19 protein-coding genes and 1 pseudogene are annotated in these 26,577 nt (G+C 48.3%); 16 read left to right on the top strand and 4 right to left on the bottom strand.

The features are described from left to right. Positions 1-8 precede the first annotated feature (8 nt). Positions 9-2,732 (bottom strand): bifunctional [glutamate--ammonia ligase]-adenylyl-L-tyrosine phosphorylase/[glutamate--ammonia-ligase] adenylyltransferase, encoded by a 2,724-nt coding sequence (gene glnE, locus C1H71_RS19540; protein ID WP_262488342.1) that lies wholly within the window; start codon positions 2,730-2,732, stop codon positions 9-11. Between the two features lie 95 nt (positions 2,733-2,827). Between glnE and C1H71_RS21695 the strand changes: the two genes are divergently transcribed. From C1H71_RS21695 to C1H71_RS19480, 13 genes and pseudogenes are all read left to right on the top strand, one after another. After that, a complete protein-coding gene (locus C1H71_RS21695; RefSeq protein WP_262488341.1) occupies positions 2,828-3,211 on the top strand; it encodes a hypothetical protein in 384 nt (127 codons plus the stop codon). Next, positions 3,112-6,678, top strand: a complete 3,567-nt coding sequence (locus C1H71_RS19535; RefSeq protein WP_262488340.1) for a YhdP family protein — start codon at positions 3,112-3,114, stop codon at positions 6,676-6,678. The genes C1H71_RS21695 and C1H71_RS19535 overlap by 100 nt, the downstream gene beginning before the upstream one ends. An 8-nt stretch (positions 6,679-6,686) precedes the next feature. Next, positions 6,687-7,490, top strand: coding sequence for a carbon-nitrogen hydrolase family protein (locus C1H71_RS19530; RefSeq protein WP_130108059.1), 804 nt, complete (start codon positions 6,687-6,689; stop codon positions 7,488-7,490). A gap of 469 nt (positions 7,491-7,959) precedes the next feature. Then, a pseudogene (gene tldD, locus C1H71_RS19525) lies at positions 7,960-9,398 on the top strand (metalloprotease TldD). Between the two features lie 53 nt (positions 9,399-9,451). Continuing rightward, on the top strand, positions 9,452-10,519 hold the full coding sequence (locus tag C1H71_RS19520) for an enoyl-CoA hydratase/isomerase family protein (protein WP_130108058.1): 1,068 nt from the start codon (positions 9,452-9,454) through the stop codon (positions 10,517-10,519). A 68-nt stretch (positions 10,520-10,587) separates the two neighbouring features. Continuing rightward, positions 10,588-11,268: a Bax inhibitor-1/YccA family protein gene (locus C1H71_RS19515; RefSeq protein ID WP_130108057.1), complete on the top strand. Its 681-nt coding sequence runs from the start codon at positions 10,588-10,590 to the stop codon at positions 11,266-11,268. Between the two features lie 150 nt (positions 11,269-11,418). After that, positions 11,419-13,686 carry a PAS domain-containing sensor histidine kinase gene (locus C1H71_RS19510; RefSeq protein ID WP_130108056.1) on the top strand — a complete coding sequence of 756 codons (2,268 nt, stop codon included), beginning with the start codon at positions 11,419-11,421 and terminating at the stop codon, positions 13,684-13,686. A 103-nt stretch (positions 13,687-13,789) separates the two neighbouring features. Continuing rightward, complete coding sequence (locus C1H71_RS19505; RefSeq protein WP_130108055.1) at positions 13,790-14,398, top strand: response regulator transcription factor; 609 nt, start codon at positions 13,790-13,792, stop codon at positions 14,396-14,398. 565 nt (positions 14,399-14,963) lie between these two features. After that, on the top strand, positions 14,964-16,211 hold the full coding sequence (locus C1H71_RS19500) for an ABC transporter substrate-binding protein (protein WP_223145942.1): 1,248 nt from the start codon (positions 14,964-14,966) through the stop codon (positions 16,209-16,211). Between the two features lie 63 nt (positions 16,212-16,274). Then, positions 16,275-17,174 (top strand): carbohydrate ABC transporter permease, encoded by a 900-nt coding sequence (locus C1H71_RS19495; RefSeq protein ID WP_130108054.1) that lies wholly within the window; start codon positions 16,275-16,277, stop codon positions 17,172-17,174. Continuing rightward, positions 17,167-18,018: a carbohydrate ABC transporter permease gene (locus tag C1H71_RS19490; RefSeq protein WP_130108053.1), complete on the top strand. Its 852-nt coding sequence runs from the start codon at positions 17,167-17,169 to the stop codon at positions 18,016-18,018. The genes C1H71_RS19495 and C1H71_RS19490 overlap by 8 nt, the downstream gene beginning before the upstream one ends. Positions 18,019-18,092: 74 nt before the next feature. Next, complete coding sequence (locus tag C1H71_RS19485) at positions 18,093-19,184, top strand: ABC transporter ATP-binding protein (RefSeq protein ID WP_130108052.1); 1,092 nt, start codon at positions 18,093-18,095, stop codon at positions 19,182-19,184. Between the two features lie 246 nt (positions 19,185-19,430). Beyond that, positions 19,431-19,763 (top strand): DMT family transporter, encoded by a 333-nt coding sequence (locus tag C1H71_RS19480; protein ID WP_130108051.1) that lies wholly within the window; start codon positions 19,431-19,433, stop codon positions 19,761-19,763. A 7-nt stretch (positions 19,764-19,770) separates the two neighbouring features. Here the strand turns inward: C1H71_RS19480 and recR are convergent, their stop codons facing one another. The 3 genes from recR to dnaX all read right to left on the bottom strand — a co-directional run bounded on the left by recR (position 19,771) and on the right by dnaX (position 22,768). Continuing rightward, on the bottom strand, positions 19,771-20,367 hold the full coding sequence (gene recR / locus C1H71_RS19475) for a recombination mediator RecR (protein WP_130108050.1): 597 nt from the start codon (positions 20,365-20,367) through the stop codon (positions 19,771-19,773). A 219-nt stretch (positions 20,368-20,586) separates the two neighbouring features. After that, positions 20,587-20,916, bottom strand: a complete 330-nt coding sequence (locus C1H71_RS19470) for a YbaB/EbfC family nucleoid-associated protein (RefSeq protein WP_130108049.1) — start codon at positions 20,914-20,916, stop codon at positions 20,587-20,589. A gap of 136 nt (positions 20,917-21,052) precedes the next feature. Further along, positions 21,053-22,768, bottom strand: a complete 1,716-nt coding sequence (gene dnaX, locus C1H71_RS19465; RefSeq protein WP_130108048.1) for a DNA polymerase III subunit gamma/tau — start codon at positions 22,766-22,768, stop codon at positions 21,053-21,055. Between the two features lie 14 nt (positions 22,769-22,782). Between dnaX and C1H71_RS19460 the strand changes: the two genes are divergently transcribed. From C1H71_RS19460 to C1H71_RS19450, 3 genes are all read left to right on the top strand, one after another. Then, positions 22,783-22,992 (top strand): oxidoreductase-like domain-containing protein, encoded by a 210-nt coding sequence (locus C1H71_RS19460; protein WP_223145941.1) that lies wholly within the window; start codon positions 22,783-22,785, stop codon positions 22,990-22,992. Positions 22,993-23,042: 50 nt separating this feature from the next. After that, on the top strand, positions 23,043-24,422 hold the full coding sequence (gene dacB, locus C1H71_RS19455) for a D-alanyl-D-alanine carboxypeptidase/D-alanyl-D-alanine endopeptidase (protein ID WP_130108047.1): 1,380 nt from the start codon (positions 23,043-23,045) through the stop codon (positions 24,420-24,422). A gap of 153 nt (positions 24,423-24,575) precedes the next feature. Continuing rightward, positions 24,576-26,567 (top strand): ATP-dependent DNA helicase, encoded by a 1,992-nt coding sequence (locus C1H71_RS19450; RefSeq protein ID WP_130108046.1) that lies wholly within the window; start codon positions 24,576-24,578, stop codon positions 26,565-26,567. Positions 26,568-26,577 lie beyond the last annotated feature (10 nt).

Raw genomic sequence — 26,577 nt, 5'->3', positions numbered from 1 at the left:
AAACAGTATTAGCTCTGCTCTATATGCTCCCCGAATAGTGTTTGCCAGAGTAGCCTTACCGCCGCCAATTGTGGCTGGATGGGTAGCAGCATTTTTGGCGTAAGCTCTGTGCCATTTAGCCGGCTGCTGTGTTGCAGACGACGTAATTCGCGGTAGCCATCGGCTGCTAAATGCGCCGCGTTTAAGGGAATCAGCCCTTGCTGTGCTGCGGTGGCTAATAGCGCGATATTGCCGGTGTTTAGGCAAAATTCCTTATGCTCTTTGGCATGGGCAAGGATCAGGTATTGCATGATAAATTCGATATCCACAATACCGCCACGCACGTGTTTCACATCTTCAGGGTGGGCGGGGTGGGTTTCTAGCATGCGATCACGCATGGTGCGCACATCAAAGCGCAGTTTTTCTAGATCACGCGGTGCGCATAAAATATCCTCTCTAATCACTTCAAAAGCATTGCCTACCACTTTATCACCCGCGCAGTAACGGGCGCGGGTGAGGGCTTGGTGTTCCCAAACCCATGCCGATTCTCTTTGATATTGTGAGAATGCGCCGATGCTAGAAACCAAAAGCCCTGAAGCGCCATTGGGGCGCAGCCGTAGATCGATATCATAAAGATGGCCTGCAGGGGTGAGTGCGGTGAGCCAGTTGACTACCCGTTTGGCGTACTTTGCATAGATTTCGGTGGCATTAGGATGATCGTCCTCATAGAGATAAACGATATCTAAATCCGAAGCAAAGCCCAGCTCTTTACCGCCTAACTTGCCATAACCAATGACGGCGAATTGGGGCTTAGGTTGGTGTTTTATGCTCAACTCTTGCCAAACTTGCTCTAAAGTAACGGTCAACATTAAATCAGCCAAGTCGGATAAATGGTCCGATACGGTTTCCAAAACCAGTAAGCCGCCTAAATCTTGATTTACTAATCTAAATATTTGAGCGTGCTGAAAATGGCGTAAGCAATCCATTTTGGCTTCGGTGTCATCGCCTAAATCGTTAAGCTCTTGCCGCAGTATTTTGCCAAGCTTAGGCCAATCGGGCAGCTCTTCTAGTAGGCGGAAATCAAGTAGCTCATCGAGCAAAATAGGATGGCGCGTTAAATATTGGGATACCCAAGGGCTGGCACTATAAAGGCTGGCCAAGCGTTTTAGGGTTTGTGGGTGCTCGGCCAATAACGCCAAATAGGACTCGCGGCGGCTGATGGCTTCGAGCAAATCTAAAATACGGGTGAAGGTGGCATCTGGGTTATGAAAGCCTGCGGATACTTTAATTAAGGGGGGTAAAATGCTATCAACGCGTTTACGGCAACGATCTGGCATTTGCAAATAGCGGTTACTGCTTTGCAAAGAGGCCAAACGGCGGTTGATTTCAGCGGGGTTTTCAAAGCCTAGCGCCGCTAAATCGCTGCTATCGCCGTCTTGGGCGGATTGCCAAATGGCGGCCTGTGGGTGGGCATCTCCCTCGTCAGGCGGTAGCACAAATACCTGCTCAAAATGCTGAGACACGCGGTGCCGATATAGCGCGAGCTGCTCACAAAATTGTGCCCAATCAGCAAACTGCATACTGTGCGCGATACGTGCTTGGTCTTCTGTATTTAGGGGCAGCATCTGCGTTTGAGCATCGTCCAGATACATTAAGCGGTGTTCTAAATTGCGTAAGAAACAATAAGCTTCTTGTAGCTCGGCCACGGCCGCATGGCTAAGCGTTCCTTGCTGGGCAAGTTCTTCCAAAATTGCTTGCGTGGGGCGTAGCTGTAGGTTTTTATTGCGCCCACCACGGATCAGCTGAAAAACTTGACCGATAAATTCGATTTCACGAATGCCACCCGGCCCCAGTTTGATATTGTCGATCTTATCTTTGCGGGCTACTTCGCGGCGGATTTGGCTGTGCAGCTCACGCATCGAATGGTAAGCACCGTAATCTAGGTATTTGCGATAGATAAAGGGTGTGACCAGTTGCATCAAGCCTGCTTCATCTCCCGACAAAGCGCGCGCTTTAATCCACGCATAACGCTCCCACTCACGGCCTTGGGTGAGCAGGTAGCCTTCCAGCGAGTCAAAGCTACAGGCCAGTGGGCCAACACTACCAAAGGGGCGCAGTCGCATATCCACTCTAAATACAAAACCATCATCGCTGATATCGCCGATCAGGCTGATGAGGCGTTTACTAATCAGGGCAAAGTATTCTGAATTGCTAATTTTGCGCGGGCCGGTGGTTTGACCGTCTTCGGGAAAAATAAAAATCAGATCAATATCGGAGGATACATTCAGCTCACGCCCGCCCAGCTTACCCATACCAACAATAATCAATTCTTGAACTTGGCCCGATTCTTCACCGATCGGTTGACCATAGCGTGCATCCGGCTGCGATACCCAGGCGAGGGCAGAGCTAAGGCTGATTTCTGCTAAATCACTGATGGTGTGCATGACTTCTTGTAGTGTGGCTAGCCCTGCTAGCTCACGGCTGATGAGTTTTGCCATTACGGCTTGCCGTAAGCGGCGTAAATGCTGTTTAAGTGCGTGGTCGTCCAAGCCTTGCAAGTTGCTCAACGCTTGTTCCATCGCTTGCCTTGTGAAGGGCTGGGCAATGTTTGCCAGCGTAGCCTCGGCTAAATTTGGATGCCTTAGGAAGAGTTGTTGCAGATATCGACTATGGGCCAAGGCTGGGGCAAGTAAGGAATTCGCATTTTGCGTGAGATCATTCATCGGTAGTGGCTCAAAAACGGTTAAAATCATAATTCCCTAACTGACGGGCTCTGTTGACTCTTGGCTTACTGCTTAAATCTTAACAAAGCCTGACTAAGCCTAACATAGCACTGCCATCTTTTGGCATGTCCGAGCCGCTCGAAATGCCTGTTTTCTCTCCTTATTTGCAACGCTTTATCTCTTTTATGCACTGGCATTACCGCTTGTTGCTGCGCTTGCTTGCGGCTGTGGCTTTGCTGCTGCTCGCTACTGTTTTTGCTTGGCAGTTTTATGTTTTGCCTCGTCTTGATGAGTATCGGCCTTGGCTGGTGCAAAAGCTGGAAACCGCGACGGCTAGCCAAATTAGCATGGGGCGATTGTCGGGGGCTGGCGTGGCATTCATCCTTTTGTACGGATTGATGATTTTAAAGTGCATAAGGGCACGCTACCTGGTTTACAGCTCACCTCAGTCGATGCGGATTTATCTTGGTGGTCCTTGCTGCGTGGAGAGTTGCTATTTAGCCGCTTAGCCACCGTTGCGCCGCAGCTCACTTTGCGCCGAGATCAAACAGGGACGTGGTTTGTGGCGGGTTTTCAAGTGCAGACGGGGGCCGCTAAGGATGACAATCGCTTTATTAATTGGTTGCTGGCGCAGGGCGAGTTAACTATAACCGGTGGCCAGCTGAGTTGGCTGGATGAGCAAACCAGCGCTAGCGAGCAAGTGTTTGCCGCTTTAGATTTAGATATCAAACAGAGATTTGGCCGGCACCGGTTTGAGGTTTCCGTTAAGCCTCCTTCAGCTCTTGCAGATACTTTGGTTTTGTCGGGTAATTGGCGTGGCAATGACGTGGGCGAATGGCGAAATTGGTCGGGGAAAATCAAGCTAGATTTCCCACGTGTGGATTTAAAACAACTCTTTGAGCAATGGCCCGCGCCGTCGCTTAGCCGTTTGAGCGGAGTGGGGGGCGTACGAGCCACGCTGCATTTTGCGCAAGCGCGTATTGAAAAAATCGACACCCAGTTAAAACTGAATCATTTAGCTGTGGCTTGGCCTGAAGCACCACAGGCTTTGTATTTGCCGATGTTTGAGGGCGGCTTTATTTGGCAGGATGATCAGCGCGAGCAGTCATTACGTTTAAAAGCTGCACATATCACAACTGTAAGCGGTGATCTTTGCCAAGATTGTAGCGTGAATTATCGGCGCGATAAGGCCGGCGTGCAGCTTTTAGATGGCCAAGCCATCAGCCTAAATGGTTTGGCAGCACTATCGGCATGGCTGCCTGCAGAGTTTCAAGACGCTAGTTTGAAGGGAGAAGTGGATCAGTTTAGCGTCCGCTGGCAAGGCCCATGGCAGAGTGCCAAGCTGTTTAGTGCAGACATCGATGCTAAATCTTTAGAGCTTGCATTACCGCAACTTGGCTTGCCTCAACTGGGCCGCCTTGATGTAAATGCAAAGTTTGATCAGGCGGGCGGTAAGGGCAGCATTGTAAGTGATGATTTATCGCTAACGATTCCAGCTCAATTTCTTGAGCCTTTGCACTTTGATAAGGCGGGCTTTGCCGCGACTTGGCAGCGTGCGGGTAAGGGCTGGAAGCTGGATGTGGCTAAGGCTATGCTAAGCAATGACGACACAGATATCCGCGTTAGTGCTCAATACCAATGGCCAGGCTCAGGTTTAGGCTACTTAGATTTAAAAGGTGAGATTCTTGAGTTGCAAGCCAAACGCGCCTATCTCTATTTGCCCAGAGCGGTAGGGGATGACACCTTGGATTGGCTAAAAACATCGTTATTGAGTGGCAAGGCCGTCAACGGCCGAGCCCAATTACGCGGTAATTTGCAGCAATTTCCTTTTCATGACCCTAAAGATGGCGTGTTTAAAATTACTGCCGACGCCAAGAATGTAGGGCTTTCTTATGCGGATGACTGGCCAAGTATTGATCATATTGATGCTGCGCTAGATTTTCATGGGGCAGCGATGGATCTTCGCGCTAAATCGGGCAAGATTTTTGGCGCAGAGCTGCGTAATGTTGCAGTATCGATTGCAGAAATGGACAGTGATTCACCCATTTTAAAGGTGAAAGGCAGGGCGCAGGGCGCAACGAGCGAGTTCTTACAGTTTGTGCACAAAAGCCCAGTTAAGGAAAGTACCTCAGGCTTTACCGATGATTTAAAAGCCGGCGGCAATGGCGAGCTGGCTTTGGAGCTATCCATCCCATTGGAGCACACCGATGCCAGCAAGATTTCTGGCGAATATCACTTTTTAGATAATAAGCTCGATTTTGGAGGCGCTGTGCCGCTGTTGGAAAAAGCGGCAGGGCGGATTGCCTTTACTGAGCACACGCTCACGATTAAAGATGCAAAGGCGCAAGCTTTAGGCGGGCCTTTAAAACTATCTGGTGCAAGCAACGCCCAAGGTAATTTGCTGTTGAATATGAATGGGCAAGCTGAGATTCAAGATGTGGCAGAGCGCTATAGCCTGCCATTAAAGCAGCGCTTACACGGCAAAGTCACCTATCAGGCTAGCCTCAGTGCTGGCCAGTCGCAGTATGCTCTAAGTGTGCAATCCCCATTGCAGGGCTTAGTCATTGATTTGCCAGCGCCTATGGCAAAAACGAGCGGGGAAAGTCGACCGATGCGTTTGCGTATCCAAGGGGGGACGCAAGAGGCAACTCAACTTGAATGGGCTTACGATAAAAGCGTGCAATTGCAATTATTACTGGGTAACCCGCCAGCACAAGCTGCGCTAGCAAACCAGCCACCAGAGGCTATTAGTAAGCTGAAAGGGCAACTGGTGTTGGGGACGGGTGCTTTACCCACTCTGCCCAAGGCAGGCGTCAGTGTGTCAGGGAGCTTGCCAGAGCTGAATGCGCAAGCGTGGCTCGATTTAGCGGATGAGTTTAAAACAGAGTCTGCGGGCGCGCGGCCTTTACCCTTGCAATTGGATTTACGTATTAATCGTTTGATGGGCTGGGGAAGACAGCTTAATGAATTTAAGCTTAAGGCGCAGGAGCAGAGCGATTCAAGCTGGAAAGGCTCGCTAGATAGTAAAGAGTTGGCGGGGGCTTTTGACTGGAGTGCAAAAGATAAGGGGAAGTTAACTAGCCATTTAAGCAAGCTTTGGCTGCCTTTCCCTGCTTATGGTACCGTGCCGCTGGCTACGCCTTTACAGCAGTTGCCAGCCCTTGATTTAGCCGTGAATGATTTCAGATATAAAAATTATGCTTTGGGTAAGCTGGATGTGAGTGCGGTTCAGCAAGGGGAAAATTGGCGTTTGAATGGGGTAAATATCAGCAACCCCGATGGTAAGCTGAATATGAGTGGTGTTTGGGCAAAAAACCTTGGGCGCACCAGTGGTCATTTTTCGATGGAAAGCGAAAACGCTGGCAAATTACTGACCCGCCTAGGCGTCCCGGATACGATGCGCCGTGCCCCTGCTAAATTAAGCGGCGATGTGGCATGGGATGGGGAGCTGTTCCCGCCAGATTTATCCACCTTGCAAGGCAAGCTGAGGATAGATGTAGAAGCTGGTCAGTTTGCAAAGATCGATCCAGGTGTAGGGCGTTTGTTGTCCATCTTAAGCCTGCAATCCTTGGCGCGCCGTGTGCAGCTCGATTTTAGAGATGTGTTCTCTGAAGGCTTTGAGTTTGATTCAATTAGGGGCGATAGCGTGATCGATCGAGGCGTAGCACGTACCGATAATTTGGTGATTGCAGGCCCCGCAGCACAAGTACTATTCAGGGGCGATGCTAACTTTATGGGCGCCACACAAAATTTACGTGTGAGGATTGTACCGGTGATTGGGGACAGTGTAGCGGTGGCAACAACGATTATTAATCCTGTCATAGGGGTGGCAACGTTTTTACTGCAAAGAGTATTTAAAGACCCGCTCGGCCAGTTGGTGGCTTACGAGTACGACATTACCGGCAGTATGTTAGACCCACAAATTAAAGGGGTAAGTAGCCCTCTCAGCCGTCTGCCCTTTGCTAGAAATAAATAGGAGCCAACATGAATACCTTGATTGCCGCAGCGATTCAAATGGTTTCTGGGCCTGAAGTAGGAGCCAATTTAGCCACTGCCGCACGTTTAATTGGCGAGGCAGCTCAGGCGGGGGCACAGCTGGTGGTGCTCCCTGAGTATTTTGCCATTATGGGCAAACAAGACCGCGATAAGCTGGCGATTAAAGAGCCGTTTGGCGATGGGCCTATTCAATATTTTTTGGCCCAAACCGCCGTTGAACATGGGGTTTGGCTGGTTGGGGGTACCGTGCCATTGGCGTGCGATGATGAAATTCGCGTGAATAATAGCTGCCTAGTGTATTCGCCCGTAGGTGAGTGCGTGGCGCGTTACGACAAGATGCATTTGTTTGGTTTTGATAATGGCGCGGAGCATTTCTGTGAGGCCGATACCATTGCCGCAGGCCATCGGCCAGTGGCCTTTGATACGCCGTTTGGCCGCGTGGGTTTATCGGTTTGTTATGACTTACGCTTTCCTGAGTTTTTCCGCGCTATGTTGCCACTCGATTTTATCGTTCTGCCTGCTGCATTTACCCAGACTACTGGCGAGGCGCATTGGGAAGTACTGCTGCGCGCCCGTGCAATCGAAAATCAATGTTATGTGATTGCCTCAGGACAGGGCGGAGAGCATATCACCGGCCGTCATACCTTTGGCCACAGCATGCTAATCGATCCATGGGGCAAAGTACTCGCCTGCCAATCGAAGGGAGAGGGTGTAGTACTGGCGGAATTAAAATCTAGCCAAATGGATAGAGTAAGACGCATCCTGCCAGCTTTGACGCACCGCTTGCTATAACTTGTATTTGGCCAAAAGCCAGACTTAAAATGGTCATTCACTGCGTGATGCTCCTCGATAATAACCCGTTATTGCCTTCGTCACATGCCTTGTGCCTAGCCGTTTTCCGGCTCAGCGCAATGGTTAATGAAACGTCAACAGACACTAGCAGCCTGTCGGACTAAGCGATCGTAGCGAGGGAAAGACCGGTTTGAGACAGATTTCGTGGGTTTTTGAGGCGAATAGCTGGCTATTCAACGAGAAAATGCGTGAAATATAGCCAAATCCGGCTTTTTCGTAGTAGATCAGTCTTAAGTCCGACAGGCTGCTAGGGTGGGTAATTTTTATGCCCACGCGTGTTTTGTTTGCTCTGTCCCGTGGGCGTTTCCATAGACATTTCGCCTTAAAAGGATTTCTAGCCTTCCCTGCTTCTTGAAGATAGTGTGTAATACCTTTCAATAATCTGATTCACCCTTTGCGATGACACCCCATGACCCATTTAGAAACGGCCCGCCAAACGCTGCTAACCCCTTTTAACCTTGATGATGCCAAGCTCGATCAAGTGTTTGGGCAGATGCTAACGCACGATATTGATTACGCTGACCTGTATTTCCAATATAGCCGTAGCGAGGCATGGAGCTTAGATGAAGGCATTGTGAAGTCAGGTAGTTTTAATATTGATACTGGGGTGGGGATTCGCGCTGTTTCGGGTGAAAAAACCGCCTTTGCCTATTCTGACGACATCAGCATGGCCGCCTTAAGCCAAGCTGCCACGGCGACACGAGCGATTGGCCGCCAAGGTGGGCAAAATACTGTGGCGCTGACGCGTGATGTGGTGGGGCATGCTCTGTATCAGCCGGTTGACCCACTGGCAAGCCTTGATGAGCTGGCTAAAGTGGCTTTGCTAGAAAAAATTGAGCGTACCGCTCGCTGCTTAGATAAACGCGTAGTTCAAGTGATGGCAAGCCTAGCTTCTGAGTTTGAAGTGATTTATGTGGCGCGCCACGATGGGCATCGTGCTGCCGATGTGCGCCCGATGTGCCGTCTTTCTATTCAAGTGATTGTGGAAGAGAATGGCCTGCGTGAGCAGGGGAGTGCAGGTGGTGGTGGCCGTTTTGCTTACGGCTACTTTGATGACGCCATCGTGCTGGATTACGCCAAAAAAGCAGTAGATCAAGCGGTGCTCAATTTACACGCTCGTCCAGCACCAGCGGGTGAAATGACCGTGGTCTTGGGGTCTGGCTGGCCAGGCATTTTATTGCATGAAGCAATAGGCCATGGCTTAGAGGGTGACTTTAACCGCAAGGGCTCATCGGCTTTTAGTGGAAAGATGGGTCAGCAAGTTGCGGCTAAAGGTGTAACCGTGGTTGACGATGGCACGATCGCCGATCGCCGTGGCTCGCTCAATATTGACGATGAAGGGAATCCAACGCAGCGCACTGTATTGATTGAAGACGGTATCTTAAAAGGCTATTTGCAAGATAGCCTGAATGCCCGCCTGATGGATATGCCGCTAACAGGTAATGGCCGCCGTGAAAGCTTTGCTCACCTGCCTATGCCACGTATGACCAATACCCTAATGGAAGGCGGCAGCGTGCCACCCGAAGAAATCATCGCCTCGATCAAGCGTGGCTTGTATGCGGTAAACTTTGGTGGGGGCAGGTAGATATTACCAGCGGAAAGTTTGTGTTCTCTGCGGCTGAAGCTTGGTGGGTAGAAGAGGGCAAGCTGATGTACCCAGTAAAAGGCGCAACATTGATTGGCAATGGCCCCGATGTACTTACCCGCGTATCAATGATTGGTAACGATATGGCGCTAGACCCAGGCGTGGGCACCTGCGGCAAAGAAGGCCAAAGCGTGCCTGTTGGCGTGGGGCAGCCAACCTTGCGCATTGATGGCGGGCTGACCGTAGGCGGTACAGGAGGCTAATCATTTATAGGGCGGCGGATATGCAGTGCCCTTCTATCTTGTAAGGAAAAAAGATGGTTCATTTTCAGCAGATAGCGCTGAGCAATGGTTTGTTCTTAGGCCAAATTTTATTGGCATCGGCTAGGTTGAATGCGCAAAGCCTTGCCATGGTGTTAAAGATTCGTGAGCAATTAGAAATCTGGCGAAACGATGAAAAGATTGTGGCGCTATTGGTTCGGGGTGAGGGCGAGCGGGCTTTTTGCGCAGGAGGGGATATTCGGGCGCTTTACCATGCCATGAGTGACGCGGATTTTTTACACGAGGGGGATGATTTTTTCCGCCATGAGTACGATCTTTGCCGTGAGTTACATCGCTTTCCTAAGCCGGTTATGGCTTGGGGCAATGGCATTGTGATGGGCGGGGGCTGGGGTATTTTTGCGGCAGCCAGTCATCGTATCGTGACCGAATCTAGCGTTTTGGCCATGCCAGAAATTAGTATTGGTCTTTTCCCTGATGTGGGTGCTAGCTTTTGGCTACAGCAATTAGAAGGCAATCTCGGCCGCTTACTTGCGCTAACCGGCAGCCGTTTAAATGCAACCGATGCGCTGGCCTTTGGTGCAGCGGAATTTGCCTTGCCTGCAGATACTTTTGCTGCATTAATGGGGGTGCTGCAAGACCTACCATGGAGCGGGCAAGGCAAGCAGGACGCAGAGCTTGCCAGTGGTGCTTTATCGGCGCTTTCTGCCGTGTGGCCATGTGTTTTGCCAGCATCGGTATGGTTGCCACTGGCCGATGAGGTGGAGCGCATCTGTGCGGGGGATGATTTACTCACGATTTGTGAGCGTATTCAGTCTTATCAAGGCGATGCACCTGCCTTACGCTTGGCCGCTGAGCTGCAAGCGGCAGGCTCACCTACTTCTATTTTTCTGACGTGGGAAATGGCGTTGCGAGCGCAGGCTCTTTCTTACGATGAAGTGGTGGAAATGGAATGGTTAGGTGCAAGAAATTGTTTGCGCCACGGCGATTTTCATGAAGGTGTACGTGCTAAACTGATCGACAGAGATGATCAGCCCAATTGGTCGCCTAAAAAATTATCCCAAGTTAAATTGGCCGAGATCGAAAGTTTCTTTGCAACGGCTTGAAACTTTTTTGAATCATACCAATCTATCTGACATACGCGGCTAGTCCGTGAGAATGGAGACACACGAGAATGGAACTAAATAGCTTAGCTTATGGCAGCTCAGCGCTGTCAACGGAGCGTAATCGCGTATTACGTAACACTTATTTTATGCTGGCGCTGACCATGGTGCCAACTGCTATTGGCGCTTACTTAGGCGTTGCCATGCAGTTTCGCATGTCCCCGCTGATAGGCTTTGTTGTCTTTATGGCAGTAAGCTTTGGCTCGTTTTATGCGATTGAAAAAACTAAAGAAAGCGCAGCAGGTGTGTTTATTCTGCTGGGCTACACTGGGTTTATGGGCTTGTGGTTATCGCAAATGTTGCAAATGGCTTTGCGCTTTAGCAATGGCGCAGAAATGATTGGCCTAGCGGCAATTGGTACAGGGGCAATCTTCTTTACTTTGGCCACGATTGCCACCGTTACTAAGAAAGATTTTTCCTTTATGGGGAAATTTTTGATGATCGGTGTGGTTGTGATCATCTTGGCGGCTTTGGCTAATATCTTTTTCCAAATCCCTGCCCTGTCGCTGACTATTTCAGCAGTAGCTGTGATGATTTTCTCTGGCTTTATTTTGTATGACGTGAGCCGCATTGTAAATGGTGGCGAAACCAATTATGTTAGCGCCACGCTGAGCCTTTATCTGAATGTCTACAATCTATTTACTAGCTTGTTACATTTAATTATGGCTTTTACTGGTAATAGTCGCGATTAATTTGCACGGTCTGGTTTTATTGAAATTTAATTTTTAAAAAATGTCGGAGCAGTTTTGCTTCGGCATTTTTTTTGTTATAAATCAGTGGTCTTTTATGCTCAGGGTTTTACCCTATGGGGAAATAAGCACAATGCACCCTATCCTCCACGCATGATTTCTTCCTTAATACGCCGAATTGGCCAACATTGGCTCTGGTGGCTGGCATATATAGCCATCATTTTGGTCTTGTTGGCATTGGCTAGTTTTGTTTGGCTAGATTACCGGCAAGTGCGCAATGCCCAAGATACCGTCTTGTCGCAGGATTTACTTTGGCAAGAACAAGGGCTGCGTTTGCATTTGCAAACCAATCAGAATGCGATCGAAAATCTTGCCTATGGCATTGCAGCTAGTGCTTTGCATGAAGAAGATTTTCGGGCAAGGGCAGATAGCCTATTGCGCGCATCGCCAGAAATGCTTTCCGTTGATTATGTAAATTCAGTAGGTAATCGCGTTTGGGGATTACCTGCGTATAGTTCACGCCCCCAAAACTTAGTGCCGTTGAATGATCCTATTTTACTTGAGGTACTCGATGGCGCGGCTACTTTAGGCTATGTTTTATATTCAAATGTGATTATGGTGGGCGAGCCCAAAGTGGCTCAAATGGTGTTGGTGGTGCCTGCATTTCGTGGCACAGTTTATTTAGGCTCAGTTTTAGCCACGTATGCATTACCGGCTATTTTGCAGCAGCGAGTGCCTTGGTGGATGGTGCAGCGCTACGATTTATCATTGCTCGATAGTAATGGCGCTGTGCTTGCTCCCCGTGATGCTCGTCTCAATATGGCAGGTGTTAGCCGTTCAGTTGGTTTCGAACCATTGGGGCATGGGCTTAAATTACGTGCCAGTGTGCGGCATGAACAAACCTCAATAACCCAGCTTTGGTTGCTAGGGGTGGTGTTTGCTCTATTAGTAGCCTTAATTTTGGCTCTGCGCTTACTCAGAAAGCGCATGCAGCAACGTCAACAAGCGGAAGATGCACTGCGTGATGAAATGCGCTTTCGTGCAGCCATGGAAGACTCTTTAACGACTGGTTTATTAGCGATTAATCCGGCTGGGCATTTAATTTATGCCAATTTGGCTTTTTGTAGCATGGTGGGGCGTAGCCAAGTGGAATTACTTGGCAAGGCCTCGCCTATGCCATATTGGGCTCCAGAAGAGCTCAGCGTTTGTGCCAATGCATGGCAATCTTTGATGTCTGGAGAGTGCCCAAGTAATGGTTTTGCGCTGCGCTTTATGCGCCGAGATGGCGAGCGCTTTGATGTGCGGTTGTATTCATCACGCTTGGTAGATGGCCGGGGCGAGCATCGTGGTTGGATGGCTTCTTTATACGATGTAACGGACATCAAGCGTGAGCGTGAGGCGCTGGCGGAGTCTCGCAAGCAGCTACTGACGGTACTGGAAGGCTTAGATGCTGCGGTGTCCGTATTTGATGTGAGTAGCGGCGTGGTGCGCTACCGTAATCGCCATCATAGCGATACATTCCCACTGTTTGCCGATGGTGATTGCTGCATGTGTCCGCTGCTGCCACACGGGGTGTCAGAAGCAGAACGGCTTGACCCAGTGAGTGGCCGTTGGTTTTTAATTCAGCGTCGCCGTATTCAATGGGTAGATGGCCTTGGTGTGTGGCTAGAGATTGCGGCTGATATCACTGAAAGACGGCAAGCAGCAGAAGAGGGCCGTAGCCGTGAAGAAAAATTACAACATACGGCAAGATTAGTCAGTATGGGGGAGCTTGCTTCTAGCCTTGCCCATGAGTTGAATCAACCTTTGGCCGCCATTGCGGGTTATGCTGCAGCAGGCGAAGAAATATTATCAAGGGATGAGAAAAACTCGGTGCGGCATATCTTGGTCAAAATGGGCGAGCAAGCACGTAGGGCAGGGCAAATTATCAGCGGGATTCGCAATTTCTCATCGCGGCGTGCTTCAAAAAGTGAGGTGTGCGATTTGACCGAGCTATTAGCCATACCATTGCAGCTACTCGAGCCTATGGCACGGAAATACCATAGTCGTATTCTGATCGATTTAGAAGACGACTTGCCCAAAGTGATGGGGGATGGGGTGATGCTGGAGCAGGTGCTGTTTAATTTATTAAAGAATGGTATGGAAGCGATGATTGATACCCCGATAGAGCAAAGGGAGATCAGAGTATCTACTGCGACCGGTAAAGATTGGTTAGAGGTCTGTGTGGCGGATCGTGGCTCAGGGATTTCAGATCCTACTAAGTTGTTTCAATCTTTTTACACCAGTAAACCCGAGGGGATGGGGATTGGTTTGAATATTTGCCGCTCGGTCATTGAGCAGCATCAAGGGCATTTAAAGATTCAAGCTAATCCTGGTGGTGGCAGTTGTTTTATTTTTCGCCTCCCTATTGTTTTGTCTTAATCACTGATTATATTTTTATATGTAGATTGAATGATGATGTGAGAAGTGATTACGCTTATTCCCTAGCGCTTTTGAATTATTACTATCTATTAAAGGTAATTGTATGCGACCTATTGCTGTAATTGATGATGACTCTGCTGTACGTGACGCGCTACAAATTTTATTTGAAGCTCATCAATGGCCGGTGTTTGGTTTTGAGTCTGCAGAGCACTTTCTAAATGAAGCGGATGCGGCAGATTATAGTTGCTTAATTATTGATGTCCGTATGACGGGCATGAGTGGTCTTGAGCTATATAGTGAGCTAAAAACATCTTTTTATTTGCCGCCAGTTATTTTCTTAACCGGCCACGCCGATGTGCCTATGGCCGTTGCTGCGGTAAAAGATGGGGTAATGGATTTCTTAGAAAAACCTTGCGATTATAGTTTGTTGGTTTCTAGAATCGAAGCTTGCTTAGCGAGGGATGAAGAAGCGCGCAGTGCTTGGAATGCCCGCCAATCCTTAGATGAGCGCTTAGAAAGTCTTACCCCGCGTGAGCGTGAGGTATTGCGTGAGCTATTAACTGGGCGGCTTAATAAGCAAATAGCTGATGAATTAGAAATCAGCATTAAAACGGTTGAAGTGCATCGTGCTCGTATCTATACCAAGCTAAAAGTTCGCTCAGCAGGGGGCTTAGCGGCCTCTTTAAAAGGCGTGCAAATTTCTGAGATTTAGGCCTAAGTTTTCGGTTCGTGTTGTTGCTTGTTTTGGGGGGCAACAATACGAACTGTTTTAAGTGCTGCAGTTTAATCGGCTTTGCTTGGCATAAACGAAGCCATAAAAATATGGCTAGCGCCAAGCTAGCCCATATTTATCCACCTTTAAAATAAACTATATTTCTACCTTGATAGGGTGTTCGCCCTAGGGTCTGTTGACGTTTCATTCACGGCGGCGTTTGGCCCAGTTTTGGGGCTGAACAAGGAGAAAATTGTGACATGGTACACGTACCATGAGCGATTATTAACGCCGTGCAGCCCCAAAAATGGGCTAAACCCGAAGGGCTGAGCCGGAAAATGGCCATTCACTGCGTTATGCTCCTCGACAATAACCAGTTATTGTCTTCGTCACACGCCTTGTGCCTGGCCGTTTTCCGGCTCAGCGCAATTGTGAATGAAACGTCAACAGACCCTAAGTTTATTGCCCAGTCGTATTTCGCCTCATTTGAATTACTCTTGCCTTTGGCATAAAGTAAGTCCAGCGTACAGATACACTTAGGTGCGTATTCAACGAGAGGAAATCGATGATGAAAAAACTGAAAGTGAGTTTGCTGGCGGCGAGTTTTTCTATTGCATTTTCTGTGCACGCTGCTGATGTAGAGGTATTACATTGGTGGACTTCTGGCGGAGAAGCTAAAGCCGCAGTCGAACTTAAAAAAATGCTTGAGGCCAAAGGGCACAAGTGGAAAGATTTTGCAGTAGCAGGTGGCGCAGGGGATAACGCCATGACGGCGCTTAAAACCCGCGTTGTATCTGGGCAGCCACCCGCAGCAGCACAAATCAAAGGCCCCTCTATTCAAGAATGGGGTGATGAAGGTGTACTAGCATCTCTTGATGATGTCGCAAAAAAAGAAGGCTGGGATAAGCTTTTGCCTCCTGTTGTGGCAAATGTAATGAAATATAAAGGCAGCTATGTTGCCGCTCCAGTGAATGTGCATCGGGTAAATTGGCTGTGGGTGAATCCTGAGTTATTTAAAAAAGCCAACGCCAAGGTGCCAACAACTTGGGATGAGTTTTTTAAAGCCGCCGATGCTTTGCAAAAAGCAGGTATCCAGCCCTTGGCCTATGGTGGGCAGCCTTGGCAAGACGCTACTGTGTTTGAAGCCGTTGCACTGGGTGTGGGTGGCAGTGATTTCTATAAAAAAGCCTTTATTCAACTCGACCCCGCCACGCTACAAAGCGCCAATATGATTAAGGTGCTTACGACCTACAAAAAACTCAAGCCTTATACCGATAAAAATGCCCCTGGCCGCGAATGGAATCTAGCCACGTCGATGGTGATTAATGGCAAGGCTGCTATGCAAATTATGGGTGACTGGGCTAAGGGTGAATTTTTAGCCGCGGGTAAAGTGCCAGGTAAAGACTTTCTCTGTGTAGCTGCCCCAGGTACGGCTGCAGCGTACACTTTTAATATCGATAGCTTTGCGATGTTCAAACTGCCGAATAAAGACGCTGAAAAAGGGCAGAAAGATTTGGCGGTTACATTGATGAGTCCAGAGTTTCAAGAAGTGTTTAACTTGAATAAAGGCTCGATTCCCGTGCGCCAAGGCATGAATATGAGCAAATTTGATGATTGCGGCAAAAAATCGGCTGAAGACTTTAAAGCAACATCTGCTAAAGGATCTTTACTCCCGTCTTGGGCGCACGGTATGGCGATGCATTCCGCCACCCAAGGTGCTGTAGCGGATGTGATTTCGCAATTTTGGAATAATGATTCAATGACCGCTCAGCAAGCTAGCGTTAAATTAGCGGCGGCTGCAAAAACAAAATAAGTTAGTACTGCCAAGGGGCAGCAAGGCTGCCTCTTACTGAATCATTCGCTGCCGGAGAAACCCATGTCTATATCAGCTCAAGAGGCGCATTACGGCTTCACAGAGCGCTGGCTGCCGCGCCTCGTTCTAGCGCCGTCTTTTTTATTAACGCTGATCTTTTTATATGGTTTTATTATTTGGAATGGTTATTTATCTTTTACCACCTCGCGCTTAATGCCTAATTTAACCTGGGCAGGGTTGGCGCAATATCAAATATTGTTTGAAAATGAGCGTTGGTGGGTTGCAGTAAAAAATCTATTTATTTTTGCGAGTTTATTTATTGGTAGTGGTATGGCAATTGGGATTGGTTTGGCTATTTTTCTAGATCAAAAAATACGGGGGGAAGGCATATTGCGTACTATATATTTGTACCCAATGGCTTTATCTTTTGTCGTAACGGGCACCGCGTGGAAATGGATGTTAAATCCTGGTTTGGGTTTGGAAAAGCTCATGCATGACTGGGGATTTATTCATTTTACCTTTGATTGGTTAGTCAATTCAGAGATGTCAATTTATACCGTGGTAATTGCCGGTGTATGGCAATCTTCAGGTTTTGTAATGGCATTGTTTTTGGCGGGTTTGCGTGGGGTTGATGATTCAATTATAAAAGCAGCGCAAATTGATGGCGCATATTTATCCAGAATATATTGGAAAATAATCCTTCCAGCTTTAAGGCCGGTATTTTTTTCTACCCTAATGATTTTATCGCATATCGCAATTAAGAGCTTTGATTTAGTCATGGCTTTAACTGGTGGTGGACCTGGATTTTCATCCGATGTACCCGCCACCTTTATGTATGCCATGGCATTTACCCGTGGGCAAATGGGTGTAGGTGCGGCCAGCTCTATGATGATGCTGGCCACGGTGGCCGCTTTAGTGGTGCCTTATCTTTATTCCGAATTGCGAGGTAAAAAGAATGGCTAATACATTGGGCAGAATCCTGCTTTATACCGTACTGTGTCTCACTGCTTTTTATTATCTATTGCCACTTTATGTGATGTTTATTACCTCAGTTAAAGGATTAGAAGAAATCAGAAGCGGTAATTTACTTTCTTTTCCTACGGACATTTCTTTTGCTGCTTGGGGTAAAGCTTGGTCATCTGCTTGTACGGGGGTAGAGTGCCGCGGTTTATCTTCTTATTTCTATAATTCAGTACGAATGGTGATTCCTGGTGTATTAATCTCTACTGCGTTAGGTGCAATTAATGGCTATGTTTTAGCAAAATGGCGCTTTAAAGGTTCTGAAATTATATTTGCCATGATTTTATTTGGCGTATTTATGCCGTTTCAAGTATTGCTGCTGCCTATGGCACAGACCTTAGGTTGGATGGGTATTGCCAGCTCTACAACAGGGCTGGTGTTTGTGCATGTGGTCTGTGGATTAGCCTCAACTACTTTGTTTTTTAGAAATTACTACGTGGGTATCCCGGATGAGCTGATTAAAGCTGCACGGCTAGATGGTGCGGGGTTTTGGCGAATTTTCTTTAAAATCATTCTGCCTATGTCGACACCCATTATTATGGTGACGCTTATTTGGCAATTTACCAATATCTGGAATGATTTTTTATTTGGAGTGGTTTTTTCGGCAGGGGATAGCCAGCCGATTACGGTTGGTTTAAATAATCTTGCTAATACCTCCACCTCGGTTAAAGAATATAACGTAGATATGGCTGCTGCCATTATTGCCGCCTTGCCCACTATTTTGGTGTATGTGTTTGCAGGTAAATATTTTGTGCGTGGTTTAACTGCCGGTGCGGTAAAAGGTTAATATTTCTAATTATTTAAGGTGGGTAGGGTTTATTTACCCACGTGGTACTGCACTAATACCAGAAGGATTTAATAATGGGCGCACTGGCAATTAAAAATATCATCAAAAGTTTTGGTGATACTGATATTTTAAAAGGCATTGATATTTCCATTGAAGCGGGCGAATTCCTAATCTTAGTAGGGCCTTCTGGCTGTGGTAAATCTACGCTCATGAATATTATTGCGGGCTTAGACGCGCCAACGAGTGGTGAAATTTATATCGCTGGGCGAAAAATGAATAATGTGCCACCAAAAGATCGGGATATTGCGATGGTGTTTCAAAGCTATGCGCTTTATCCCACCATGAGCGTGCGGCAGAATATTGCATTTGGTTTAGAAACGCGTGGTGTGCCTAAAGTAGAACAGGATGAGATTATTGAACGTGTATCTAAAATGCTGCAAATTAGCCCGCTGTTACAGCGTAAACCGGCTGAATTATCCGGGGGGCAGCGGCAGCGGGTGGCAATGGCGCGCGCTTTGGCTAGAAATCCAATTTTATTTTTATTTGACGAGCCGCTTTCTAATTTAGACGCTAAATTGCGGGTGGAAATGCGCACAGAAATTAAGCAATTGCATCAGCGCTTAAAAACCACCATTGTTTATGTAACGCATGATCAAATAGAGGCGATGACGCTAGGCGATAAAATAGCGGTGATGAAAGACGGGGTGATTCAACAGTTTGGCAGCCCGCAAGCTATTTACGAAAAGCCTACAAATTTATTTGTGGCAGGTTTTATTGGCTCACCCTCAATGAATTTTATTCCCTGCCATTTGGCCGAGCAAGACGGTGTAATTGGGGTGAGTTTGCAATCGGAAAGTGATATTCAATTTTTAGCCGTTAAACAAAGTGCAGAATTAAAAAATCGAGTGGGACAAAAGATATTGTTGGGTATTCGGCCTGAGCAATTAGATGTGGTGGCAAGCGATGTTCATGGTTTGGGCTGTCTGGTGCAATTAACCGAGCCAACTGGGCCGGATACCATGATCTTTACTGAAATAAATCACAGCCCTGTTGTGGCGCGTGTTCATCCAAGGGCCGTTAAACGGCCGGGTGAGACACTGCGTTTATCCTTGGATATGAGTAAGGCGGTGATTTTTGATGTAGAAAGTGGATTAAGAATTGAATAGCATTGCAGCTTGTCGGACTTAATTTGCCCAACTGTAAAACGCAAGATTTGACTAGTTTTAACGCCGTACCACCCCAAAAATGCAGCCAACCCGAAGGGTCAATTGCGAATGAAACGTCAACAGACCCTAGAGTACGCGGGTTTTTCGTTACGTAAGCCTCAGTCAGAGGGGGCGTTAGTAATTATTCGCTCATTACAGCAAGCTCACTTATCGTAAGATGGTGGGCTTGTTTTTGGGTGTTTATTTATGAATGCATATTTATTATTAGCGCTAGCGATTGTGGCGGAGGTGGTGGCTACTTCGGCATTGAAGGCCACTGAGGGGTTTAGTCGTTTGATGCCCAGTATGGTGGTGGTGATCGGCTATGGTATGGCGTTTTGGCTGCTGTCTATGGTACTAAAAAGCGTGCCTGTTGGGATGGCTTATGCCATTTGGTCGGGGATGGGGATTGTGCTGGTGACGGTGGGGGCAATGTTGCTTTATGGGCAAAAGCCAGACTGGCCCGCGATTATTGGCTTAAGTTTGATCGTGAGCGGTGTGGTGGTGCTACAGCTTTTTTCTAAAATGTCGACGCACTAGTGAGCCTTTAAACGCTACGCCGTTCCAACATAGCTTGGGCTAGGGTACCGGCATCGACGTGTTCTAGCTCGCCGCCAACGGGCATGCCTCGTGCAATACGGCTTACTTTTAGCCCGCGTGCACGTAACATTTCTGCTAAATAATGGGCGGTGGCTTCGCCTTCGGTAGTAAAGTTGGTGGCTAAAATAACTTCTTCCACAATGCCATCGCTGGCGCGCTCTAGCAGCCTTTGCAGGGCGATATCGCTAGGGCCAATCCCATCCAGCGGGCTAAGCCTACCCATCAAGACAAAATAGCGGCCATGAAAAGCCAGCGTTTGTTCCAGCATCATCAGATCAGTCGGCATTTCAACGACGCAGAGTAGGTTTTGTTCGCGTTTTTCATCGCTACACACATCACACAGATCGACCTCAGCAAAGGTATTGCACAGGCTGCAATGCTTGAGTTTGCCCAAGGCGTTATTTAGCGCTGTGGCTAAGTTTGCTGCGCCTTTTTGATCGCGCTGCATTAAATAAAAAGCCATTCTTTGCGCGGATTTGGGGCCAATACCAGGAAGTGTTTTTAATGCGGAGATCAGTGTATGCAGGGATGGAGGCGTGGACATATGCTTCTTTAAGTATAAAAAACGGTGATGAATGCCCTAAAAAATATACTTAAGGATCAATGTTATAGCTGAATGTGGAAAGGTGCTACACCTTGCTCCACAGAATAAATGGAGAGCGCAGAGTCACATAGAGAAGACGTGCTGACACGTGGTTTTCTCTACGAGACTCTATGCCCCTTGTGTGCCCTGTGGTTTAAGGTTTAGCACCCAAAAGCCAGATTAAAACGGCATTTTAAAGCCAGGTGGCAGTTGCATGCCGGCAGTAAAGCCAGCCATTTTTGCTGTAGATGTTGTTTCTGCCTTACGTACTGCATCGTTAAAGGCCGCAGCGATCAGGTCTTCTAGCATGTCTTTATCATCGCTAAGTAGGCTGTCGTCTAGGCTGACGCGTTTTACCACGTTGGCACAAGTCATCACCACTTTAACCATGCCTGCACCGGCTTGGCCTTCTACTTCTACGGTTGCCAATTCGTTCTTAGCTTTTTCCATGTTTTCTTGCATTTGTTGGGCTTGTTTCATCAGATTGCCCATGCCGGCTTTACCAAACATCGTCGTTACTCCTTGGTTAAACTGTTTACATTGGTTTAATAAAATGTGGGTCGGGCAAAGCGCTTATCTTGCTCGGATTGCCGCGTGGGCAAGTACCCTCCCTACAAAATCTTTACAGCTTATGCTGCTAATCGCTTTATAAAGGCTTGATAGAGTCCGGAATAACCGTCGCTCCAAAATCGCGCACCACAGATTGTACAAAGGGATCGTTTTGAATAGATTGCGTTGCGTTTGCAAGGCGGGACATCTTTTCTCTTAAGGCAATGGCAGCGGGGGTGTCGCCACTGGCCGAGCCGAGGGTAATGGTCAGTAAAATATCTTTACCAAAGTGATTGCTAAGCGCTTCACGTAGTTTTTCTTGATAGGCACGGCTTGCAACGGCGGTGTGTTCTTCACCTACCAATAGCTCGATCGAACTATCGGTATAGCCAATTAACTCCGCGTTTTGTGCCAGCATGCCTGCGGCGCCCAACTTAAGCTGCAAGATGAGTGCACGCCAGTCGCCTTTAAATGGGCCAGCTTGAGTGGCGGGAGCTGGTGCGGCGTGTTCTTCTTCATGCCAAGGTGGCGCATTGTAATGCGGCTCATCGCTAATTGGTGGGCGTGGTGCCGCCTGTTCAGCTTTGGCCGGAGATAGATGATGAGGTGCGGCAGGTGCTGTTTGGATCGATGCCACAGGAGATGCTTGATGAGTCAATGCGTCTGACGGCTGATCAGCTATCGTTGGCAATGTTTTATTCGTTGCCGCAGGGAGAATTTGATTTGACGCTGCTGGCGCGAAGGCTAGCATGCGCAGTAGTGTCATGCTAAAACCTGCGTATTCATCTGGGGCGAGCGGCAAATCACGTCGGCCATGCAGGGCGATTTGGTAATAGAGCTGTGCGTCTTCGGGGCTCATGATAAGGGCTAGCGCGGCAATTTGCTCACGCTGGGGCAAATCGTCTGCCAGTGCTTTGGGTACGGCTTGGGCGACGGCAACTTGATGTAGCAAATGGGCTAGTTCGTGCAGCGCGGATTCATAGGATAAGCCTCGGCCAGCAATGGCATCGGCGCTGGCTAAAACGGCGGTGCCATCTCCTGCAATAAGCGCTTCTAAAATTTCAAATAAATAACTTTGGTCTACCGCGCCCAACATGGCGCGCACGGCTAATTCGCCTACATCGCCGCCACCGAAGGCAATCGCCTGATCTAATAGGCTGAGCGCATCTCGCATCGAGCCATTGGCCGCATGGCCTATAATATTGAGCGCACCCTGCTCAAACGGGAGGTTTTCTGCTTGTAATACTTGCTGTAGATGGCCGGAAACTTGCTGTGGCGTCATTTGGCGCAGGGAGAATTGCAAGCAGCGGCTCAATACCGTGATCGGAACTTTTTGCGGATCCGTTGTGGCTAAAATAAATTTAACGTGGGCAGGCGGCTCTTCCAGCGTTTTAAGCATGGCGTTAAAGGCATTTTTTGACAGCATGTGTACTTCGTCGATGATGTACACTTTGAACCGCCCGGCTGTTGGCGAATACTGCGCGTTGTCGAGCACTTCGCGAATATTGTCGATACCGGTGTTCGATGCCGCGTCGATCTCAAGTAGATCAACAAAGCGCCCTGCATCGATTTGCGTACACGCCGAGCACACGCCGCAGGGCGTGGCCGTAATGCCGGTTTCGCAGTTCAGCGCTTTTGCCATAATCCGCGCGATGGTGGTTTTACCCACGCCGCGTGTGCCGGTTAAGAGATAGGCGTGATGTAATCGATCATTTTCGAAGGCATTTGCCAACGCTTTGATCACGTGTTCTTGCCCAACCAGTTGGGAGAATGATTTGGGCCGCCATTTGCGTGCCAGTACTTGATAAGCCATAGATGAATTCTACCATGATGCAGCCACTTGATAATCAGTTTACCTTTCACGAAGGTGACCCCGAACCAGTAGCGCCTATTGAGCCAGAGTTTGAATCCTGCTGCGGAAGCGGCTGTGGGGATAGCTGTGTCTTTGATATTTATTATGTTTTACGCGCTCAATACCTTGTTGATTATGCCGCTTGGCAAGCGCGTCAGGCCGCTCACAAAAAGGGATCTTCTTGAAAAATACCCAAATAAGCTTAAAAAAATTATTATTATTTTGCGTACTAAGTATGGGTCAAGCCCATGCTGCAGAGCTGCCTGCTGAAATTTTAAGCGCACTTAAGGCCGCTAAGTTGCCTGCTGATTCTTTAAGCTTGGCGATTGTACCGCTGCAATCGTCTTTACCGGCATTCTATTATCAGGGTGATAAGCCTGCCAGCCCAGCATCGACCATGAAACTAGTAACAAGCTACGCCGGATTGTCGCTTTTAGGCCCCGCTTATCAGTGGAGCACGGAAATCTATTCAAATGTTAAGCCTGTAAATGGCATTTTAAATGGCGATCTTTACATAAAAGGTTACGGTGATCCAAAACTGAATCTAGAACGGTTTTGGCTCATGCTACGCGATTTAAAAACTGCAGGCGTCAGAGAGATCAGGGGCGATTTAGTTCTAGATCGTAGCTATTTTAGCCAAGGCGCGGATACAACAACTTATGACGATGATGGCGAAGAGCCATATCGGCCTTTTTTAGTCACACCTGATAGCTTGCTGAGTAATTTAAAAAGTGTGCGCCTGTCATTACGTAGCGAGGCCACTGGGGTTGTTGCCTCGCTAGAGCCAAATTTAGCCGCTGTGCAATTAGATAACCGTTTGAGTAGTGGCCCAGTGGCTAATTGCGCTACATTCAAAAATAAACTCCAGCTCAATATCGATAACCAAGGCAGTAGCGCCAAAATTAGCTTAAGTGGCAGTATTCCTCTGGGTTGCAACACTGAGCGTTATTTGGCGTTGCTTGACCACCCCAGCTATACCGCCAGTTTGTTTCGCAGCTTATGGGCGGAGCAGGGCGGAGTGATTACGGGGGGGAATCGCGCTGGTGTGGTGCCAAGCGATGCGCAACTCTTACTAACAAATCGCTCGCCAGATTTGGCTAGCGTGATTCGCGATATTAATAAATTTAGCAATAACACCATGGCGAGGCAGCTTTATTTGAGTTTGGGTGCTGGCGAGGAGGGGAAAGATTCTTCCGCCAAATCCTTTGCTGCGGTAAGCCGCTGGCTCAGTAGCCGAGGCAAGAGATTTGACGAATTAAAGATAGAAAACGGCTCAGGGCTATCTAGGCAAGAGCAAATCAGCGCACGGCATATGGCTGATTTATTGATTGATGCTTGGCAAGGCCCATACGCCGCTGAGTTTGTTTCATCTATGCCGCTGGTGGCGTTAGATGGCACGATGAAAAAACGTCTCGCTAGTATGGCCGGTGAGGCGCATATTAAAACGGGTACTTTGCGCGATGTTCGCGCGGCAGCAGGTTTTGTAAGGGACAGCAACGGCCAAACTTCGGTGGTGGTGGCGTTTCTTAATCACCCACAAGCGGCAGCCGGCCTGCCGGTGATTGATGCGGTGCTACGCTTTGCGCATCTTAGGGTGCATGAAAATAAGCATTAAATAACAGGGATAAGGATGTGGTGACCTGCGCTATCGCCGTTAGCGCAGCTTGGCTCATTTTATTAGCATTAATGTGTTTTTTATTCAGTAATCATTTACAGGCAAGTGCCATCATCTTGTTACAATCCTGTCTTTGCTTTTTGGTCTCCATTTATGTCACTTGATGCAGTTTTTGCCGACGACGGCCCCTTTGCCGATGCGTTTCCCGGCTATAAATTGCGCACACAGCAATTAGAAATGGCGCAGGCCGTTGAAACTGCCATCAAGAACCAAGGTCAGCTGATTGCTGAGGCGGGTACAGGTACGGGTAAAACCTTTGCTTATTTAGTGCCTGCACTGCTATCCGGCGGTAAGGTGATCGTGTCGACGGGAACTAAAACGCTGCAAGATCAGTTGTTTGCCCGTGATATTCCAACGGTGCGCAAAGTGCTGCAGGTGCCGGTTACGATTGCCTTGTTAAAGGGGCGCTCGAACTATGTTTGCCATTATCATTTGGCGCGCACTGAGCAAGAAGGGCGCTTTATGCGCAAAGAGGATATTGCCGACTTAGTTAAAGTGCAGCGTTATATTAAGACGGCGATTTCTGGCGATAAAGCCGCTTGCCCTGGCGTGGCAGAAAACGCGCCGATTTGGGGGCATGTTACTTCTACTCGGGATAATTGCTTAGGCCAAGAGTGCCCAAGCCATAAAGATTGCTTTGTGCTTAAAGCACGTAAAGATGCGCAAGAAGCGGATGTGGTGGTGGTGAACCATCATCTGTTTTTTGCCGATGTATGGTTAAAAGATGAAGGCGCGGGTGAGTTGCTCCCCGCCTGTAATACTGTGATTTTTGATGAGGCCCATCAGCTACCAGAAGTCGCCAGTCTCTTCTTTGGTGAAACGCTAACTTCAGGGCAATTGGTTGATTTAGCAAGGGATTCGCGGGCTGAAGCGCTGGTGGCGGCTAAAGATTTTATCTTGCTACCTGCTGCGGCAGAGGCTTTAGAAAAAGCAGTTAAAGATTTGCGTTTGGTGTTTAAGTCCGATGCAACGCGTGCTCCACTGCATCAATTGCAGCAGCAAAACCCAGAATTTATGCCTGCTTTAGAGTTCGTGGCTGAAAAGTTGTCCATACTCTGTGATTTGCTTGGCAAGCAATCTGAGCGGGCGGAAGGGCTAGAAAATTGCCAGATTCGAGCGCTAGAAAGCGTGGCAACTCTTAAGCGCTGGATGGGAGGCGACGATGAAGAAAGTGTGCATTGGGTGGATGTTTTGCAGCATGGCTTGATCTTGCACGCTACCCCTTTAAATATCGCCCAGTTGTTCCAAAAGCAACTTAAATCGCACCCGCGTGCGTGGGTATTTGCCTCGGCTACCTTGGCGGTAAATGGGCATTTCAACCATTTTAAGCATGAGTTGGGGATATGGGATGCGGTTGAAGCCACTTGGGAAAGTCCTTTTGATTACAAGCAGCAAGCTGTGCTCTATGTGCCGCAAGATATGCCCGAGGCCAATGCGCCAGATTTTACTAAACAAGTGATGGAAAAAGCCTGGCCGCTGCTGCTGACCACCCAGGGCCATGCTTTTTTGTTGTTTACTAGCTTACGTGCTATGCGTGAGGCGCATGAAATTGTGCAAGAAAAGCTGAAGGCTGCGGGGTTGGATTGGCCGGTGTTTCTGCAGGGCCAAGGGTCACGCACCGAGCTCCTAGATAAGTTTCGCCTTGCACCTAACGCTATTTTGGTGGCGAGCCAAACGTTTTGGGAAGGGATCGACGTAAAAGGCGAGCAGCTTTCTTTGGTCGTGATTGATAAGCTGCCCTTTAGCCCGCCGGATGATCCGGTGCTATCTGCGCGGATTGAGCAAATTAATAAATCTGGCCGCAGTGCGTTTATGGACTATCAAGTGCCGCATGCGGCTATTACTCTAAAGCAGGGCGCTGGGCGTTTGATTAGGGATGAAACTGATATTGGTATTTTGATGATTGCGGATAAGCGCTTGGTTGAAAAGCAATACGGGAAAATGATTTGGAAAAGCTTGCCGCCGATGTTTAGATCAAGAGAGCTTGCTACCGTACAACGATTCTTTGAAGTAAAACGCCAAAATGGTAGTCAAGAAGGCGCGGTAGAGCTGTGTAGCTCAGAAAAGTCTGCTTCGGGTGCATAGTGCACCTGAG

Source organism: Iodobacter fluviatilis, assembly GCF_004194535.1.
GTDB lineage: Bacteria > Pseudomonadota > Gammaproteobacteria > Burkholderiales > Chitinibacteraceae > Iodobacter > Iodobacter fluviatilis_A.
Note: the sequence above shows the minus strand (reverse complement) of the source record. Positions and strands in the feature narration are given on the sequence as shown.